This window comes from Achromobacter sp. 1012554356, from assembly GCF_059760815.1.
Genome location: NZ_JCBANC010000094.1, coordinates 1 through 14,816, shown reverse-complemented (window position 1 = coordinate 14,816; position 14,816 = coordinate 1). Strand labels below are relative to the sequence as shown.

The 14,816-nt window shown below is 66.0% G+C and carries 15 protein-coding genes; 8 read left to right on the top strand and 7 right to left on the bottom strand.

Features of this window, described 5'->3' with window-relative positions; all coding sequences use genetic code 11:
- Positions 1-29: 29 nt before the first annotated feature.
- A complete protein-coding gene (locus AC6LJW_RS28375) occupies positions 30-767 on the bottom strand; it encodes a hypothetical protein (protein WP_498088869.1) in 738 nt (245 codons plus the stop codon).
- A 418-nt stretch (positions 768-1,185) separates the two neighbouring features.
- On the opposite strand from AC6LJW_RS28375, the gene radA reads away from it, so the two are divergent.
- The 3 genes from radA to AC6LJW_RS28360 all read left to right on the top strand — a co-directional run bounded on the left by radA (position 1,186) and on the right by AC6LJW_RS28360 (position 3,716).
- Positions 1,186-2,547, top strand: coding sequence for a DNA repair protein RadA (radA, locus tag AC6LJW_RS28370; protein WP_056562696.1), 1,362 nt, complete (start codon positions 1,186-1,188; stop codon positions 2,545-2,547).
- Between the two features lie 28 nt (positions 2,548-2,575).
- Positions 2,576-3,355: a sulfite exporter TauE/SafE family protein gene (locus AC6LJW_RS28365; RefSeq protein WP_056566716.1), complete on the top strand. Its 780-nt coding sequence runs from the start codon at positions 2,576-2,578 to the stop codon at positions 3,353-3,355.
- A 145-nt stretch (positions 3,356-3,500) separates the two neighbouring features.
- Complete coding sequence (locus AC6LJW_RS28360) at positions 3,501-3,716, top strand: hypothetical protein (RefSeq protein ID WP_056562693.1); 216 nt, start codon at positions 3,501-3,503, stop codon at positions 3,714-3,716.
- Between the two features lie 148 nt (positions 3,717-3,864).
- Here the strand turns inward: AC6LJW_RS28360 and AC6LJW_RS28355 are convergent, their stop codons facing one another.
- The 3 genes from AC6LJW_RS28355 to AC6LJW_RS28345 all read right to left on the bottom strand — a co-directional run bounded on the left by AC6LJW_RS28355 (position 3,865) and on the right by AC6LJW_RS28345 (position 7,003).
- Positions 3,865-4,821, bottom strand: a complete 957-nt coding sequence (locus AC6LJW_RS28355) for a 2-hydroxyacid dehydrogenase (RefSeq protein ID WP_498088868.1) — start codon at positions 4,819-4,821, stop codon at positions 3,865-3,867.
- Between the two features lie 133 nt (positions 4,822-4,954).
- Entirely contained in the window at positions 4,955-5,926 is a 972-nt protein-coding gene (locus AC6LJW_RS28350; RefSeq protein WP_498088867.1) for a Bug family tripartite tricarboxylate transporter substrate binding protein, read from the bottom strand.
- 75 nt (positions 5,927-6,001) lie between these two features.
- Positions 6,002-7,003: a Bug family tripartite tricarboxylate transporter substrate binding protein gene (locus tag AC6LJW_RS28345; protein WP_498088866.1), complete on the bottom strand. Its 1,002-nt coding sequence runs from the start codon at positions 7,001-7,003 to the stop codon at positions 6,002-6,004.
- A gap of 235 nt (positions 7,004-7,238) precedes the next feature.
- Here AC6LJW_RS28345 and AC6LJW_RS28340 point away from each other — a divergent pair, with 235 nt between their 5' ends.
- From AC6LJW_RS28340 to garL, 4 genes are all read left to right on the top strand, one after another.
- The gene (locus AC6LJW_RS28340) at positions 7,239-8,168 is read left to right on the top strand and encodes a dihydrodipicolinate synthase family protein (protein ID WP_056562682.1); all 930 of its coding nucleotides are present in this window, start codon (positions 7,239-7,241) and stop codon (positions 8,166-8,168) included.
- Positions 8,169-8,354: 186 nt separating this feature from the next.
- Positions 8,355-9,056 (top strand): FadR/GntR family transcriptional regulator, encoded by a 702-nt coding sequence (locus AC6LJW_RS28335; RefSeq protein ID WP_056562679.1) that lies wholly within the window; start codon positions 8,355-8,357, stop codon positions 9,054-9,056.
- A 48-nt stretch (positions 9,057-9,104) separates the two neighbouring features.
- Entirely contained in the window at positions 9,105-10,220 is a 1,116-nt protein-coding gene (locus AC6LJW_RS28330; protein WP_498088865.1) for an Ldh family oxidoreductase, read from the top strand.
- 16 nt (positions 10,221-10,236) lie between these two features.
- Positions 10,237-11,004, top strand: a complete 768-nt coding sequence (garL, locus tag AC6LJW_RS28325) for a 2-dehydro-3-deoxyglucarate aldolase (protein WP_498088864.1) — start codon at positions 10,237-10,239, stop codon at positions 11,002-11,004.
- 108 nt (positions 11,005-11,112) lie between these two features.
- Here the strand turns inward: garL and lysA are convergent, their stop codons facing one another.
- Positions 11,113-12,345: a diaminopimelate decarboxylase gene (gene lysA / locus AC6LJW_RS28320; protein ID WP_056562671.1), complete on the bottom strand. Its 1,233-nt coding sequence runs from the start codon at positions 12,343-12,345 to the stop codon at positions 11,113-11,115.
- 113 nt (positions 12,346-12,458) lie between these two features.
- Between lysA and AC6LJW_RS28315 the strand changes: the two genes are divergently transcribed.
- Positions 12,459-13,376, top strand: coding sequence for a LysR family transcriptional regulator (locus tag AC6LJW_RS28315; protein ID WP_427986589.1), 918 nt, complete (start codon positions 12,459-12,461; stop codon positions 13,374-13,376).
- 171 nt (positions 13,377-13,547) lie between these two features.
- On the opposite strand, the gene rpsT is transcribed toward AC6LJW_RS28315, so the two are convergent.
- Together rpsT and AC6LJW_RS28305 are read right to left on the bottom strand one after the other, a co-directional pair.
- Positions 13,548-13,811, bottom strand: a complete 264-nt coding sequence (gene rpsT / locus AC6LJW_RS28310; RefSeq protein WP_043542310.1) for a 30S ribosomal protein S20 — start codon at positions 13,809-13,811, stop codon at positions 13,548-13,550.
- A gap of 289 nt (positions 13,812-14,100) precedes the next feature.
- Positions 14,101-14,816: FecR family protein (locus AC6LJW_RS28305; RefSeq protein WP_498088863.1), on the bottom strand; the 716-nt coding region annotated here is incomplete at its 5' end.

The following is a 14,816-nucleotide window of genomic DNA, read 5'->3' as shown; positions in this document are numbered from 1 at the left end:
CGGGACCGGCGCGGTGCCGGCCCCGGGTGTCACGCCGGATTCTGGCGGGACAGCTCTTGCAGGTCGTCCGGCAGCGCAAAATCAGGCGCGCCGCGCTGCAACTCGCGCAACGCCTGCACGGCGTCTTCTTCGCGGTCGTCCACGATCAGGCCGCGGATCTGGGCGACGCGCGCCTCGATATCCTGCTCGGTAAAGGCGGCGACCTGCTGCGCTTCCGCAGGCGTTTCCTGAGCGGCTGTCTGTGCGGGTGCCTGCGCGGCAGTTTCAGCGGCAGCCGTGGCCGCTTCGGCGGGCGCAGCGGCCACGGCGGATGACGTCGCTGCAGAGTGCGGCGCTACGGGTTGGCTCGCTGCGGGCTGCGTCACGTTGGGCTGCATCACCGCGGGCTGCATCACCGCGGCCTGGGCCGGGGCGACCGGCTCTTGCTGCAGGGCGACGACGCGGCGCAGGGGCGATGGATCGCTGGCCGGCGTGGCGGATGCGGAAGACGCATCTTGCGCGGCCTCGCTTTCTTGAACGGCCACCAATTGCATCTGCAGCTCGGTGTCGTCGATGGCCTCACGCATGTCGGTCCATGCAAAAAGGCCTGCGACCATCACGGCGCAGGCGGCGGCGCCCCAACCGGGATGCCAGCTATGGCCGGGGTGCCATCTGCGTCGTACCGCGGCATCCAGTTCCGGGTTGGCGCCGGGGCCCGGCTTGCGGTACAGGGCGCGCAGATCCCGTTCATCGTCTTCGTCAAAAGGGGGGCGATAGGTAATGCTCATGCGCGTACTCCTCGCACATACGCCGGGTGGCACAGCGTATCCGCGTTTGACCTTTGCGTGCGCCGCGCCGGTGGTCCGGCGTCTGGTCGTGCTGGGGTCATGTTCCGGTTCGGGCGGTCTCGTGAAAGGCCGCGAGTGATTGCGCCGCGATTCCCCACAGAGTGCGTCGCAAGGACGTCCATCGTGGAGTATGCCGTCCGGTTGGGACGGTTCGACAATATGCGCTGCACCTGGCGATTATGCGCGATTTGCAACGGATCGGGCAGGAAATTTCTTGTGTTTGCATCATGTAACTGCTGTGCGTCCCTGTTTGTGAAAGCTGTCTGAAAGAAATGCCTTTCAGACGCACGCGATCAGCGTGTCAAAACGGTCGCTGTACTGGCGCAGCGCTAACAGGTTGCCGGGTACACTTTCGCGCATGGCAAAAACCCGAACCGTATATGTGTGCGCCGATTGCGGCGGCACCACCCCCAAGTGGCAGGGCAAATGCCCGCATTGCAATGCCTGGAACACGCTTGAAGAAACGGTGGAGTCCTCCGCGCCCGCGGCCGCTGCCCACCGTTATGCGCCGCTGGCCTCGTCCAGCCCCGTGCGCAGCCTGTCCGAAATCGAAGCCCGCGAAACCCCGCGCACGCCCACCGGCCTGGACGAATTCGACCGCGTGCTCGGCGGCGGATTGGTTGCCGGCGCGGTGGTGCTGATCGGCGGCGATCCTGGTATCGGCAAGTCGACGCTGTTGCTGCAGGCGCTGGCCTCGCTGTCCGAGTCCACCAATGTGCTGTACGTGACGGGAGAAGAATCCGCCGAACAGGTCGCGCTGCGCGCGCGCCGGCTCGGCTTGCAAACCGGCAACGTCAACCTGCTGGCCGAAATCCGCCTCGAAGCCATCCAGGCCGCGGTGTCGGAACAGAAGCCGTCGGTTGCCGTCATCGACTCGATCCAGACGCTGTACAGCGGCGAGCTCACGGCGGCGCCGGGGTCGGTGTCGCAGGTGCGCGAATGCGCCGCGCAGCTCACGCGGCTAGCCAAGCAGACGGGCATCGCAATCGTCATGATCGGCCACGTCACCAAGGACGGCGCGCTGGCCGGCCCGCGCGTGCTGGAACACATTGTGGATACCGTGCTGTACTTCGAGGGCGACACGCATTCGTCGTTCCGTCTGGTGCGCGCGTTCAAGAACCGCTTTGGCGCCGTCAACGAGCTGGGTGTATTCGCCATGACCGACCGCGGCCTGCGCGGTGTGGCCAATCCCTCTGCCCTGTTCCTGTCGCAACACGAACAACAGGTCGCTGGCTCGTGCGTCATGGCCACGCAGGAAGGCACGCGCCCCTTGCTGGTCGAAATCCAGGCGCTGGTCGACAGTTCCCACGCGCCCAATCCGCGCCGCCTGACGGTTGGCCTGGAAGGCAACCGTCTCGCCATGCTGCTGGCCGTGCTGCACCGGCATGCGGGCGTGTCCACCTTCGACCAGGACGTCTTCGTCAATGCGGTGGGCGGCGTGCGCATCACCGAACCGGCAGCCGACCTGCCGGTCTTGCTAGCCATCATGTCTTCGCTGCGCGACCGTCCCCTGCCGCGCGGTTTGATCACCTTCGGCGAAATCGGTCTGGCCGGCGAAATCCGTCCCGCCCCGCGCGGGCAGGAACGCCTGCGTGAAGCCGCCAAGCTCGGTTTCTCGGTGGCGCTCATCCCCAAGGCCAACGCGCCGCGCCAGCCTATTGAAGGCCTGGAGATCTGGGCGGTGGACCGCTTGGACGCGGCATTGGAAAAGCTGCGCTGATGCGCGGCGTCGTTGGTTGGAGCAATACGTGAGTCTGTTCGTCATCGCCGCATGCCTGGCCGCCGGCTGCATGATCGGTTTCATGGGCGGCGTGCTGGGCATCGGGGGCGGGCTGATCGCCATCCCAGCGTTGGTCCTGCTGATGGGAATGTCGCAGCAGCTTGCGCAGGGCACGGCGCTCATCATGGTTCTGCCGACCATCATGATGGCCGTGCGCAAGTACAACCAGCAGACGCGCATCGACAAGCGCGTCGCGCTCGCCGGGGCAGCGGGCGCCGTGGTGTTCACGTGGGTGGGCGCGCAGATGGCGCTGGGCATCGACTCGACCTTGCTGCGCCAGAGCTTCGCGGTGTTCCTTTTCTTCATTGCGCTGTTCTACGTCTGGCAGACGTGGCGCGCCTCGCGCCCGGCGGCCCGCCACGCGCCGCCGCCTACCCGCGCCACGCCCGTCTTCACGCCGCGGCGCGCCAGCGTGCTGGGCATCCTGTGCGGCACGCTGGGCGGGTTCTTCGGCGTGGGCGGGGCGGTGCTGGCCGTTCCCATCATCACGTCAGTCTTCCGCCTGCCGCAAACCGCCGCGCAAGCCCTCGCGCTCAGCATGGTGATACCCGGTTCCATGATCGCGCTCATCACGTACACGTGGGCAGGGCAGGCCAACTGGATGGTGGGCGCGCCGCTCGCGATCGGCAGCCTCATCTTCGTTCCCATCGGCGTGCGGCTAGCCTACCGGCTTCCTGAACGAAAGCTGAGAGCTTGCTTTGCACTGATGTTGTTCGCGACCGTCGCGTTGCTGGCGTTCGAGGGATAGCAACAATTCTTGAGTGACAGAAAATTTGTGGTTCCGCGTTGAACCTTCTGGCGGGGCATGCTTCCAACCGCATACGGGACTTGCGGCATCGTGCCGCCCCGTATCGGAAGAGGGCATCTGCCCTTCACCAACCAGGAGTACTTACATGACGACTCACTCCCGCATTGCTGCGTTTCTTTCCACCTCGGCCCTGTGCCTCGGCCTCGCTGCCGCACCGTCGGCTTTCGCGGCTGGCGCGAAGTCCGGCGACACCAAGACCCAGGCGCATCACAAGCATCACAAGGCTGACAAGTCGTCCGCCAAGCACTCGGCAGGCGCAGCGACCAACCACAAGTCCGGCGCCACTACGCCGACGAAGTAACCGCGCCGGGCGGCAACGCCCACGTTCCTTTGCGCGACAAAGACTGACCGGACACGCGGGGGCCGGAAAGTCGAAAGCCTCTCGGTATGGGCGCCGAGAGGCTTTTTTGTTTCTGCATTCGAGCCGCGCGCGCGGCGGCCGCATTCGCTTATTCCACCGGCGTGATCACGCGTCCGGTTTCGAAGAACGACAGCAGGTTTTCCAGCATCATGTTTTCCATCGCCAGGCGCGTTTCTTCGGTGGCGCTGCCGATGTGCGGCAGCAGCACGGCCTTGTCGCTCTTGATCAGCGCTTCGGGCACCTTGGGCTCGTGCTCGAACACGTCGAGCGCGGCGCAACCCAGCTTGCCGTCTTCAAGCGCGGCGACCAACGCGGTTTCGTCGATGACCGGACCGCGTGCGATGTTGACGATGATGCCCTTGGGGCCCAACGCCTCAAGCACCCCGCGATTCACCAGATGGCGCGTGCTCGGACCGCCGACGGTCGCCACGATCAGGAAATCGGCCCACTTGGCCAAGTCCGTCAGCGAGGCCTCGTAGCCGAAGTCGACGTCGTCGCGCTTTTTGCGGTTGTGATAGCGCACATCCATGTCAAAGCCCGTGCCGCGCTTGGCGATGGCTTCGCCGATGCGGCCCAGGCCCACAATGCCCAGCTTCTTGCCGCTGACGCGCAACCCCAGCGGGATGCTGCCGTGCACCTGGCCCCATTGGCCGGCACGCACGAAGCGTTCGCCCTGGCCCATGCGGCGCGCGCTGGCGATCAACAGGCCCCAGGCCAGATCGGCCACGCAATCCGTCAGCACGTCCGGTGTATTGCTGACCAGCACGCCACGTTTGCGCGCGGCCTCGACATCGATCGTCTCGTAGCCCACGCCCCAGCTGCAGATGGCCTTCAGGTCCGGCAGCGCGTTGATGAGCTCAGCGTTGGCGCCGAAGTTCGCGGACGTGACTACGGCGGTGACGCCCTTGCCGTGCTCGGCCAGCGCGGCCTTGCGATCCGGATACTTCCACAATTCAATGACGTCATAGCCGTCGGCCAGGCGCTTGTCGGCGGAGGGAGAGCCGGCCAGCGAGCCGACCTGGATGATGCGTTGCTTGGTGGTCATGTTGTCGTACGGTTGGGTGGCGAAGGTTTCATGCTACTTGATTCAAGCAGGGATGCTGCAGGCCCGTCCTGCCTTCGTGGCGACGGGACAGGCCCCGGACGAAAAGATGCCCGCGCTCGGGCATCCCGTCTCTTTACTCCAGCTGGATGTTGGCTTTCTGGATCACGTCCTTCCAGCGCTTGACCTCGGCCTGCTGGAAGTCGGCAAACTGCTGCGGCGTGTTGGCGACCACTTCAAAGCCCAAGCCTTGCAGTGTCTTTTGCGTCTGCGGTTCGCGCAGCGCGGTGCGCAGGGCTTCCGCCAGCTTGTCGACGACCGGCTGCGGCGTGCCCTTGGGCACGGCAAAGCCCTGCCAGGAATACACGACCATGTCCTTGATGCCGGCCTCGGCCAGCGTCGGCACGTCGGGCAGGTCCGTCGCGCGCGTGTCGCCCGTGATGGCCAGCGCCTTGAGCTTGCCCGCCTTGATGTGGTTCTGCACCGCGCCCAGATTCTGGAAGGACACGTTGACCTGTCCGCCGATCAGGTCCGCAATGGCGGCGCCGCCGCCCTTGTACGGCACGTCGACGCCGGTGCTTTGCGTGCGTTGCCGGAACAGCACGGCCGACAGGTGATCCGACGATCCCGTGCCCGACGAGGCGTACGACACGCGGTTCGGATTCTTCTTGGCGTAGTCGACCAGCTCGGCCACGGTGCTGGCCGGAAAGGACGTGGCCGCGACCAGCACGTTGGGATTGCGCACCGCCTGCGTCAGGTAGGTGAAGTCCTTGCTGGGGTTGTACGACAGATTCTTGTACAGGGCTTCGTTGATGGCGAAGGTGCCGATGGAGCCGACCATCATGGTGTAGCCGTCGGGCGTGGAGCGTGCCAGCGCCTGCGCGCCGATCGCGCTGTTCGCGCCCGGCTTGTTCTCGACGACGAAGGTCTGTCCCAGGATCTTCGACAGCGCCGGCGTGACCGAGCGCCCTGTAATGTCGGACGACCCGCCTGGCACGAAGGGCACGATCATGGTGACGGGCTTTTCCGGGTAACCGGCGGCATGGGCCGCCGGCGACCCAAGCACAACGGCGCCCGCCGCTAATACGGCGCTGATCAGTTTGTTCATGGTGTCTCCTGGTTCGCGTGATGATGAAGAGCCCGCCGCTCACGCGTTGCGGACGGGCCCCGGATCGGTGCAGGGTCAGTCGACCTTGGCGCCGGATTTCTTCACAACGTCGGCCCACTTGACGGTTTCCTGGGCCATGAACTGCTTGAACTGGGCGGGCGTGTTGCCGGACGGGGTCGCGCCTTGCGCCTGGAGCTGTGCGCGCACGGGCTCCTGCTGCAAGGCCGCCGCGACGTCGCGTTGGACTTTTTCGACGATGGCGGGGGGCGTACCGGCCGGGGCCAGCAGGCCGAACCAGCTCGATGCCTCGTAACCCTTCACGCCGGCTTCGGCCATCGTGGGTACGTCGGGCAAGGCGGGCGAGCGGCTAGCGGTCGTCACGGCCAGCGGGCGCAGCTTGCCGGCCTTGATGAAGCCCATGGAAGAGGGGAGATTGTCGAATATCAGGTCCGCCTGTCCGGCCATCACGTCGGTGAGCGCGGGGCTGCTGCCTTTGTAAGGCACGTGCGTCATGCGTGTCCCGGTCATGCTCTGGAAGAGTTCGCCCGACAGGTGCGTGGACGTGCCATTGCCCGTGGACGCCATGTTGACGCTGTCGGGATTGGCCTTCAGATACGTGATCAGATCCGCCACGTTGCGGATGCCGTGCTTGTCGGCGAACTTCGGGTTGACCTCAAGGATGTTGGGCACCGGGATCACCAGCGTCACCGGAACGAAATCCTTGACCGGGTCATACGGCAGCTTGGCGTACACGGACTGATTGATGGCGTGGGTGCTGACCGTGCCCATCAGGAAGGTATAGCCGTCGGGCGTGGCGCGCGCGGCTTCGGCCGAGCCGACGTTGCCGCCGGCGCCCGCCTTGTTGTCCACGACCACGGGCTTGTTCCAACTCTTGCCCAATTCGGCCGCCACCACGCGCGCGGCGATGTCGGCGGTGCCGCCGGCGGGGAAGGGCACGATGATCTTGACTTCGCGTTCGGGGTAGTCCGCGAAGGCCGGCGAGGCCGGCAGGACAAAGGCGGTGGCCGTCAGCAGGGCGGCCGCAAGAAACCGGCCTCGCACAGGGGCTGCATGCATGGAATTCGTCTCCTCGGTGTGCGCGTGGCCGCGCATCGTTTCTGGGGGTATTCCGCTCCCGGCGAGCCGGGAGCTCAAAGCCGCATGCGGCCCGCGCCTCATGCGACTTGTGTGCTGCCGAACTACTTGTAAAACAAATATAGGTATTGAGCTATAGCTTGTCAACCAAGTATACTTTTTTCACCTTACTTATCTGACAACTGCACTGACAACCCCATTCGCCAGGAGCCCGTCCATGAAAACCACCCCGGTCACCGCCCAGGATCTGCAGCGCTCGGTCATCGCCGTGCCGCCGCTGGCGCGCAACGCCGATCTGTCGCTGAACGAATCGGCCAACAAGGCGCTGCTCGGCCACCTGGAAGCGGGCGGCGTGCGCAACGTCATGTATGGCGGCAACGCCAATTTCTACAACGTGGGCGTGAGCGAATATGCACGCATCGTGGATATGCTGGCAAGTCTGGCGGGCCCGGACACGTGGATCCTGCCTTCGGTGGGACCCGACTACGGCAAGATGATGGATCAGGCCGCCATCCTGCGCTCGCGCGCCTTTCCGACTGCGATGCTGCTGCCCATGTCCTTTCCGTACACCGACGCGGGGCTGGCCGACGGCGTGCGCCGTTTCACGGATGCGCTGGGCAAGCCCGCGGTGGTCTACATCAAGTCGGCCGACTACCTGGCCCCGGAAACCGCGGCGCGCCTGATCGAGGAAGGGCGCCTCGTCGCCTTCAAATACGCCGTCGTGCGCGACAATCCCTCTGAGGATGCCTACCTGTCCTCGCTGCTGCAAGCCGTGGATTCGCGCTGGGTCGTCAGCGGCATCGGCGAACGCCCGGCCATCGTGCACTACCGTGAATTTGGCCTGAAGAGCTTCACCTCGGGATCCGTGTGCGTGGCGCCGCGCGGTTCGATGCGCCTGCTGCATCTGCTGCACGAGGGCCGCTTTGATGAAGCGGAAGCCGTGCGCGAACAGTACATGGGTCTGGAAGATTGCCGCGATGGCATCAGCCCCATCCGCGTGCTGCACGACGCCGTCACGCTCTCAGGCGTGGCGGACATGGGCCCGATGCTGCCGCTCCTGACCGGCATCTCCAGCGCCGAGCGCGAACGCGTGGCACCCGTGGCGCGCGCGCTGGCCGCTTGGGACCGCGAAACCGCCACGGCGTAACGCCCTGCGGCGCGGCGGACGCAATGCAGGTACGATGAGCGCCGTCCGCGCGTCGCAGCCATCTCCCAGGGCCTGTTCCCCGCGCGCGGACAGGCCCTACTACCAGGAGGTTACGTGGCTCGACCCAAGGCATCCCCCCCATCCACGCCGCACAAGCCCGCCGCGCCGCAAGCGCCCGCCGCGCCTGTGCTGGAACGCGGGCATCGGGTGCGGCTGGCGGACCAGCTTTACGGGCAGATCTTCGAACAGATCGTGTCCGGCGGACTGAACGTTGGCGACAAGCTGCCGTCCGAAAACGAAATCTCCGAACGCTTCGGCGTGTCACGGCCCGTCGTGCGCGAAGCGCTGCTGCGCCTGCGCGCCGATGGTCTCATCACCGCGCACCAGGGCTTGGGCACATTTGTCAGCCACCAGCCCGCGCCGCGCCTGAAAGCCTTCAACGATGTGCAGAATGTCAGCGCGTACCTGCGCGCGCAAGAGGTGCGCGTGGCCTTGGAAGGCGACGCCGCGCGCCTGGCCGCCCTGCGGCGCACGGACGAGCAGCTCGGCAAGATCGCCTTGGCCCACGCCGCCTTTGCCGACACGCTTGCAAAGGGGCAGGTATCCGCCGAAGCGGACCTGGCGTTTCATGCCAGCATCGCCGAGGCCAGCGGCAACGACTTCTATCTGGGCGTGCTGGAAAGCATCCATGAGTCCATCAGCGGCTTCATGCGCCTGACCCTCAATCTGACGCGCACCGGCTCGCGCCAGCGCGCGCAGCGCGTCGTGGACGAGCACGCCGCCATCCTGGACGCCATCCGCGAACAGGACGGCGAACGCGCGCGCGTCGCCATGCAATTCCATCTGGGCCAGGCCCGCCACAGGCTGGTCGATCGCGACCGGGACTGACGCCGCCGCCAACGCCCGCCACACATACAAAGCAACAGGAGACAGACAGTGTCAGGGAACGGAGCAATCGCCACGGCCGTGCCGGTGGAGCAGGTGCGTGAACAGATCTTGCAGGTGCTGATGGCCTGGGGCATGGCCGAAGACCTGGCCCACACCACGGCAGGCCTGATGGCGCGTACGGACCTGCTGGGCATCGATTCGCATGGCATCTCGATGCTGCCCGCGTACGAGGAAAAATGGCGCGCCGGCACGCTGCGGCTGGACGCGCGGGCCCGTGTGGTGCGCGACGGCGGCGCCAGCGCGCTGATCGACGGCATGGGCGGGCTGGGCTATCCGGTCGCGGCGCAGGCCATGAACCTGGCCGTGGACAAGGCCCTTGAGCACGGCGTGGGCGCGGTGGCGGTCTGCAACTCGCATCATTTCGGCGCGGCGGGCGTCTACGCGCGCATCGCCGTCGACCGCGGCGTGGTAGGGCTGGTCACCAGCAGCGCCAACGGCGTCATCATGGTGCCCACGCGCGGCGCGATGCCGATGCTGGGCACCAATCCCATCGCGTTCGGCGCACCCGCGGCGTACAACGAACCCTTCGTGCTCGACATGGCAACGACGACGGTGGCGGCCAACAAGGTCAAGGTCTATGACTTCCTGAGCAAGCCGTTGCCACCGGGCTGGGCCGTGGACGGACAGGGCGCGCCGGTCACGGACGCCGACGCGGCCATGCAGTTCATCTTCAAGCACCCGGAAGGCGGCCTTACCCCATTGGGCGGCACGACCGCCATGAGCAGCCACAAAGGCTATGGCCTGGCGATGATGGCGCAGATCCTGGGCGGCACGCTCAGCGGCAGCGCGTTCGCCGCGCGGCGTGCGGCCACGCGCCGTCCGGGTGAACCCGACGACGTCGGACATTTCTTCCTGGCGCTCAACCCCGACGCCTTCCGGGCGGCCGGGTCGTTCGAGAGCGACATGGACGACATGATCGACGCCATGCACGACACCCCGCCCGCCGATCCCGCCGAACCTGTGCTGGTGGCGGGTGAGCCCGAAGCGGCCGAGCGCATGCGCCGGCTGCGCGAGGGCATCCCGATTCCTGCGGCGCTGGCCGAACGCCTGCGCGGCATCTGCGACCGCGCGGGCACGCCGTACCTGCTGGATCCCCTCTCTTAAAGACATGAAGGCGGCTATGAATTCACCTCTTCCCAATCGCTTCCGGCAACGCATCCTGGCCCGCGAGCGGCTCATCGGATTCTGGATGTGCATGTCCAGCCACATCACCGCCGAGCTCGTCGGCGTGGCCGATTTCGACTGGCTGCTTCTGGATGGCGAACACTCGCCCAACGAGGTGCCGATGTTCCTGCAGCAGCTCCAGGCCTTGCAGGGCAGCGCCAGTGCGGCCGTTGGCCGTCCGTCCTGGAACGATCCGGTCGAGATCAAGCGGCTGCTGGATATCGGCTTCTACAACCTGTTGATTCCGTTCATCGAATCCGAAGAGGACGCGCGCCGCGCGGTGGCCGCCACGCGCTACCCGCCGCAAGGCATCCGCGGCGTGGCGGGCGCGATGCGCAGCAACCGCTACGGCACGGTGCCGGACTATCTGCACACCATCAACGACAACATCTGCGTGCTGCTGCAGATTGAAAGCCGTCCGGGCATCGAGGCGGTGGACGAGATCGCCGCCGTCGAAGGCGTGGACGGCGTGTTCATCGGCCCGTCGGACCTGGCGGCAGCCCTGGGACATATTGGCAATCCCGGCCACCCCGAAGTGCAGGAAGCGATCCGCCACCTGCATCAGCGCGTGACCGCGCAAGGCAAGGCCGTGGGCATCCTGGCGCCGGTGCATGCCGACGCGCGCCGTTATCTGGACATGGGCATGCACTTCGTGGCTGTGGGGACCGACTTGGGTGTGTTCAAGCAGGCAACCTTCGCCTTGCGCGAGGCGTTTCCGACCTGATGCCTTGATGTGCCAGGCCCCGTGCGGGGCACTGGCCATTGCAAGCGAAACCGTTACGCCGGCGCCAGACAGGCACACTGTCCGGCGCCGTTTGCTTTTACAGGCGGCTTATTCTTCCAGCGCGAGCAGCTCGGCGACCGTCTGGCGGCGGCGGATCAGGCGCGCCTCGCCCTGGTCCAGCAGGACTTCCGGCGCCAGCGGTCGGCTGTTGTAGTTCGAGGACATCGACGAGCCGTAAGCGCCCGCGTTGTGAAAGACCATGAAGTCGCCGATGCGCGGACGCGGCAGCAACTGGTCGGACATGACGCCGCCTTCGTTCTGCGTGAACACGTCGCCCGATTCGCACAGCGGGCCGGCCACCGCGATACGCGTTTCCGGCGTGTCCTGCGGGGCGCTGCCGTCCGGCGCGTGCACCGAGATGCGGTGATAGCTGCCATACATGGCCGGGCGCATCAGATCATTGAAGCCCGCGTCGACCAGGGCGAAGTCGCGCTCGGGACGCCGGTTGATCGAATGCACCTCGGCAACCAGCACGCCCGACTCGGCGATCAGGAAGCGGCCGGGTTCGATCTCCAGGCGGATCTCATGACCCAGATACTGGGCGATGCGCTGGCGCGCCGCATCCCATTGCTCGAAGTAGTGATCGCAGTCGATGCGCGGCTCGCCGTCGCGGTAGGGGATGGACAGTCCGCCGCCCGCCGAAATGGCTTCGATGTCGTGATCCAGCGCCTTCACCACATCCACCATGGCGTCGCACACGCTGGACAGGTGGCCGTAGTCCACACCCGAACCGATGTGCATGTGCACGCCCACCAGTTTCAGGCCGTGGCGGCGGACGATGGCAACCGCTTCAGCCACGTCGTCAATCCAGATGCCGTGCTTGCTTTGCGGGCCGCCGGTATTGGTCTTGTTGCTATGGCCGTGTCCGAAGCCCGGATTGATGCGCAGCCAGACGCGATGGCCCGGCGACGCCTCGCCCACGCGCGACAGCATGTCCAGCGATCCGGCGTTGACCGTGATGCCGTGCTTGAGCGCGGTGGCCAGCGTGGCATGGTCGATCAGGTCCGCCGTGAAGACGATGCCTTCCGGTTCGCTGCGCGGGTCGAAGCCGGCGGCCAGGCTGCGTTCGATTTCGCCCAGGGATACCGCATCCACCACCACGCCTTGCGCGCGCATCAAGCGCAGGATGTGCAGGTTCGAGCACGCCTTCTGGGCGTAGCGGATCGTATCGAAGCGGCGCAGTTGAGCGATGCGTTCGCGGATGACGGCGGCGTCGTACACCCAGAGCGGCGTGCCGTGTTCGGCGGCAAGTTGGGTGAGCTGGCGCGGATCGAAGGTCATGATGGAAGGAAACCGTTTGGGAAGGGAAGTGAAGGCGGCATGATGCCTCGGCCGATCCATCCAGTAAAATGCTTAAATTTCCAAGACCGATTCATTCTTGATATGGGGGGGCGATGCTCACGCATCGGCATATCGAAGTCTTCCGGGCGGTGATGATCGCCGGCAGCGTCACCAAGGCCGCCGATCTGCTCAATACGTCGCAGCCCACTGTCAGCCGCGAGCTGGCTCGCATGGAGCAGACAATCGGTTTCGCGCTCTTTGAACGCATTGCCGGACGCCTGCGGCCCACAATGCCGGCGCTGGCGCTCTTTGAAGAGGTGCGGCAGTCCTACGCCGGCCTGGAGCGCGTGGCGTCCGCTGCGGCCCGCTTGCGGGCGTTCCGCGAGGGGCAGCTATCGGTGATCACCTTGCCTGCGTTTTCGCATTCGATCCTGCCCGACGCGTTTCGACGCTTTCATGGCCGCCACGCCGGCGTGAGCCTGTCGGTCGAAACCCAGGAATCGCCATTGCTAGAAGAGTGGCTGACGGCGCAGCGTTACGATCTGGGCCTGACCGAACATGATTCGGCGCCCGCCGGCACGCGGCTCGAACTGCTGGTGCAGGTCGACGAGGTCTGTGTGCTGCCTGACGGTCATCCGCTGCTGGCGCGCACGGCAGTGGCACTGGCGGATTTCGCGGGCCAGGCCTTCATCAGCCTGTCGGCCAGCGATCCCTACCGCGTCCAGATCGACGAAGCCTTCGCCCAGGCGGGCGTGCTGCCCCGGTCCATCGTGGAAACGCCCACCGCGGTGTCCGTCTGCACGTTCGTGCGCCAAGGGCTGGGCCTGGCGATCGTCAACCCGCTGACCGCCTTGGACTTTGTGGGGCGCGGGTTGCACATCCGGCCGCTGACGCAATCGTTTCCGTTTCGCGTCAACGTGGTGTTTCCGGAACACCGTCCAGGCAATCCGCTGGTCGGCGCTTTCATGGAATCGCTGCGCGACGCTGCGGCGGCCATTGAGGGCAGGCTCGCGGCAGCAGAATCCGCATGAAGCGGTAAGAGGGTGGGGCACGGCCGAAGGGCCGGCCCTGCGCGCAGGCAGAGGCGCGCGCGGGAAACTGGCCTGTCCAAACCGCGCAGACAGCAAAAAAGGATGCCCGTGGGCATCCTTCTTCATTTGCCGTATTCGTGTCGCCCCGGAAGACCAGGGCGGCAGAATGGCTTAGGCCAGCGCCTTGATGGCGGCAGCCAGGCGGCTCTTGTGGCGAGCGGCCTTGTTCTTGTGGATGATGTTCTTGTCAGCCACGCGATCGATCACGCTGGTGGCCTTCTGGAACACTTCGCCAGCCGCAGCCTTGTCGCCAGCGGCGATGGATTGGCGAACGCGCTTGATGGCGGTGCGCAGCATCGAGCGCAGGCTGGAATTGTGCTTGTTGCGCTCAACGGATTGGCGAGCGCGCTTGCGGGCTTGGGCGGTATTGGCCATGTTGCTTTGTAAGTTGAATTCGGCAAAGTCGAACATTGTAGCAAGCCCCGTGGGGAATGCAAGCTTTTAATGTCGCTTCAACCGATGGAGCGCCCGTCAACCGGGCGGGAGGGCGCTGCTGGGAAAAATTCCCGGGTTGGAGAACCCTTGCGTCTGATCCTCTTGAAAACTCGAGGAAAATTCGCGGCGCCTATCGATAAAACCAATGGATCAAACCACTGGATAAAAACTAGGTATCGATTATACAACGGAAACCGCGCCGCTCGGCACACCTTCAGGGCGGTCGTTGTCAGGCGGCGACGTTGATCGAGACGAACCAGGGCGTAAAACGGCGCACCTGGATGGGCATCTGGTCTTGCAGGCTGTCCAGCGCGGCGTCGGTATCGTCCAGCGGGAAATGGCCGGACACGGGCAGGCCGCCGGCGGCCATGGACACGCGCAGGGCGCCACTGCGATACGGGCGCAGCGCGGCGATGACTTCTCCCAGCGGGCGGCCACGGGCATCGACCCAGCCGGATTCCCAGGCCGCCTCGGCCATGAGCTCGGCGCGCGGCGTGTCCATGCGGGCATTGTCGAAGCGGGCGCCGGTGCCGGCACGGATCGTGCCGTGTGCGCCGGACATGGTTTCGACTTCGACTTCGTGTTCGTGCACCACCACGACCGTACGCTGCGCCTGCTGGCGCACCATGTAACGGGTGCCCAACGCGCGGACCGTGCCCTGAGCCGTTTGCACCAGGAAGGGGCGCCGGGCGTCGGGCGCGACGGACACCGTGACGGCGCCATCGAGCAGCCGCACCTGACGGTACGCGGGCGTGAAGTCCAGGTTGACGCGGCTGCGGGCGTCGAGCAGGAGCTGACTGCCGTCCGACAACAGGTAGCGGCGGCGTTCGCCCGTTGCGGTGGCCGCGTCGGCGGCAACGTTGTTCAGCGGGTAGAAGGCGTTGCCGACATAGGCAGCGGCCGCGCCGGTACTGGCGAGCGCAAGCGCGCCAGTCAGAAAACGGC

Bases quoted from the DNA above. Each gene is read 5' to 3' on its own strand.
- AC6LJW_RS28350 (WP_498088867.1), bottom strand. From the start codon at position 5,926: ATGAACAAACTGATCAGCGCCGTATTAGCGGCGGGCGCCGTTGTGCTT.
- rpsT (WP_043542310.1), bottom strand. From the start codon at position 13,811: ATGGCCAATACCGCCCAAGCCCGCAAGCGCGCTCGCCAATCCGTTGAG.
- AC6LJW_RS28375 (WP_498088869.1), bottom strand. From the start codon at position 767: ATGAGCATTACCTATCGCCCCCCTTTTGACGAAGACGATGAACGGGAT.
- AC6LJW_RS28355 (WP_498088868.1), bottom strand. From the start codon at position 4,821: ATGACCACCAAGCAACGCATCATCCAGGTCGGCTCGCTGGCCGGCTCT.
- AC6LJW_RS28345 (WP_498088866.1), bottom strand. From the start codon at position 7,003: ATGCATGCAGCCCCTGTGCGAGGCCGGTTTCTTGCGGCCGCCCTGCTG.
- garL (WP_498088864.1), top strand. From the start codon at position 10,237: ATGAATTCACCTCTTCCCAATCGCTTCCGGCAACGCATCCTGGCCCGC.
- AC6LJW_RS28340 (WP_056562682.1), top strand. From the start codon at position 7,239: ATGAAAACCACCCCGGTCACCGCCCAGGATCTGCAGCGCTCGGTCATC.
- lysA (WP_056562671.1), bottom strand. From the start codon at position 12,345: ATGACCTTCGATCCGCGCCAGCTCACCCAACTTGCCGCCGAACACGGC.
- radA (WP_056562696.1), top strand. From the start codon at position 1,186: ATGGCAAAAACCCGAACCGTATATGTGTGCGCCGATTGCGGCGGCACC.
- AC6LJW_RS28360 (WP_056562693.1), top strand. From the start codon at position 3,501: ATGACGACTCACTCCCGCATTGCTGCGTTTCTTTCCACCTCGGCCCTG.
- AC6LJW_RS28315 (WP_427986589.1), top strand. From the start codon at position 12,459: ATGCTCACGCATCGGCATATCGAAGTCTTCCGGGCGGTGATGATCGCC.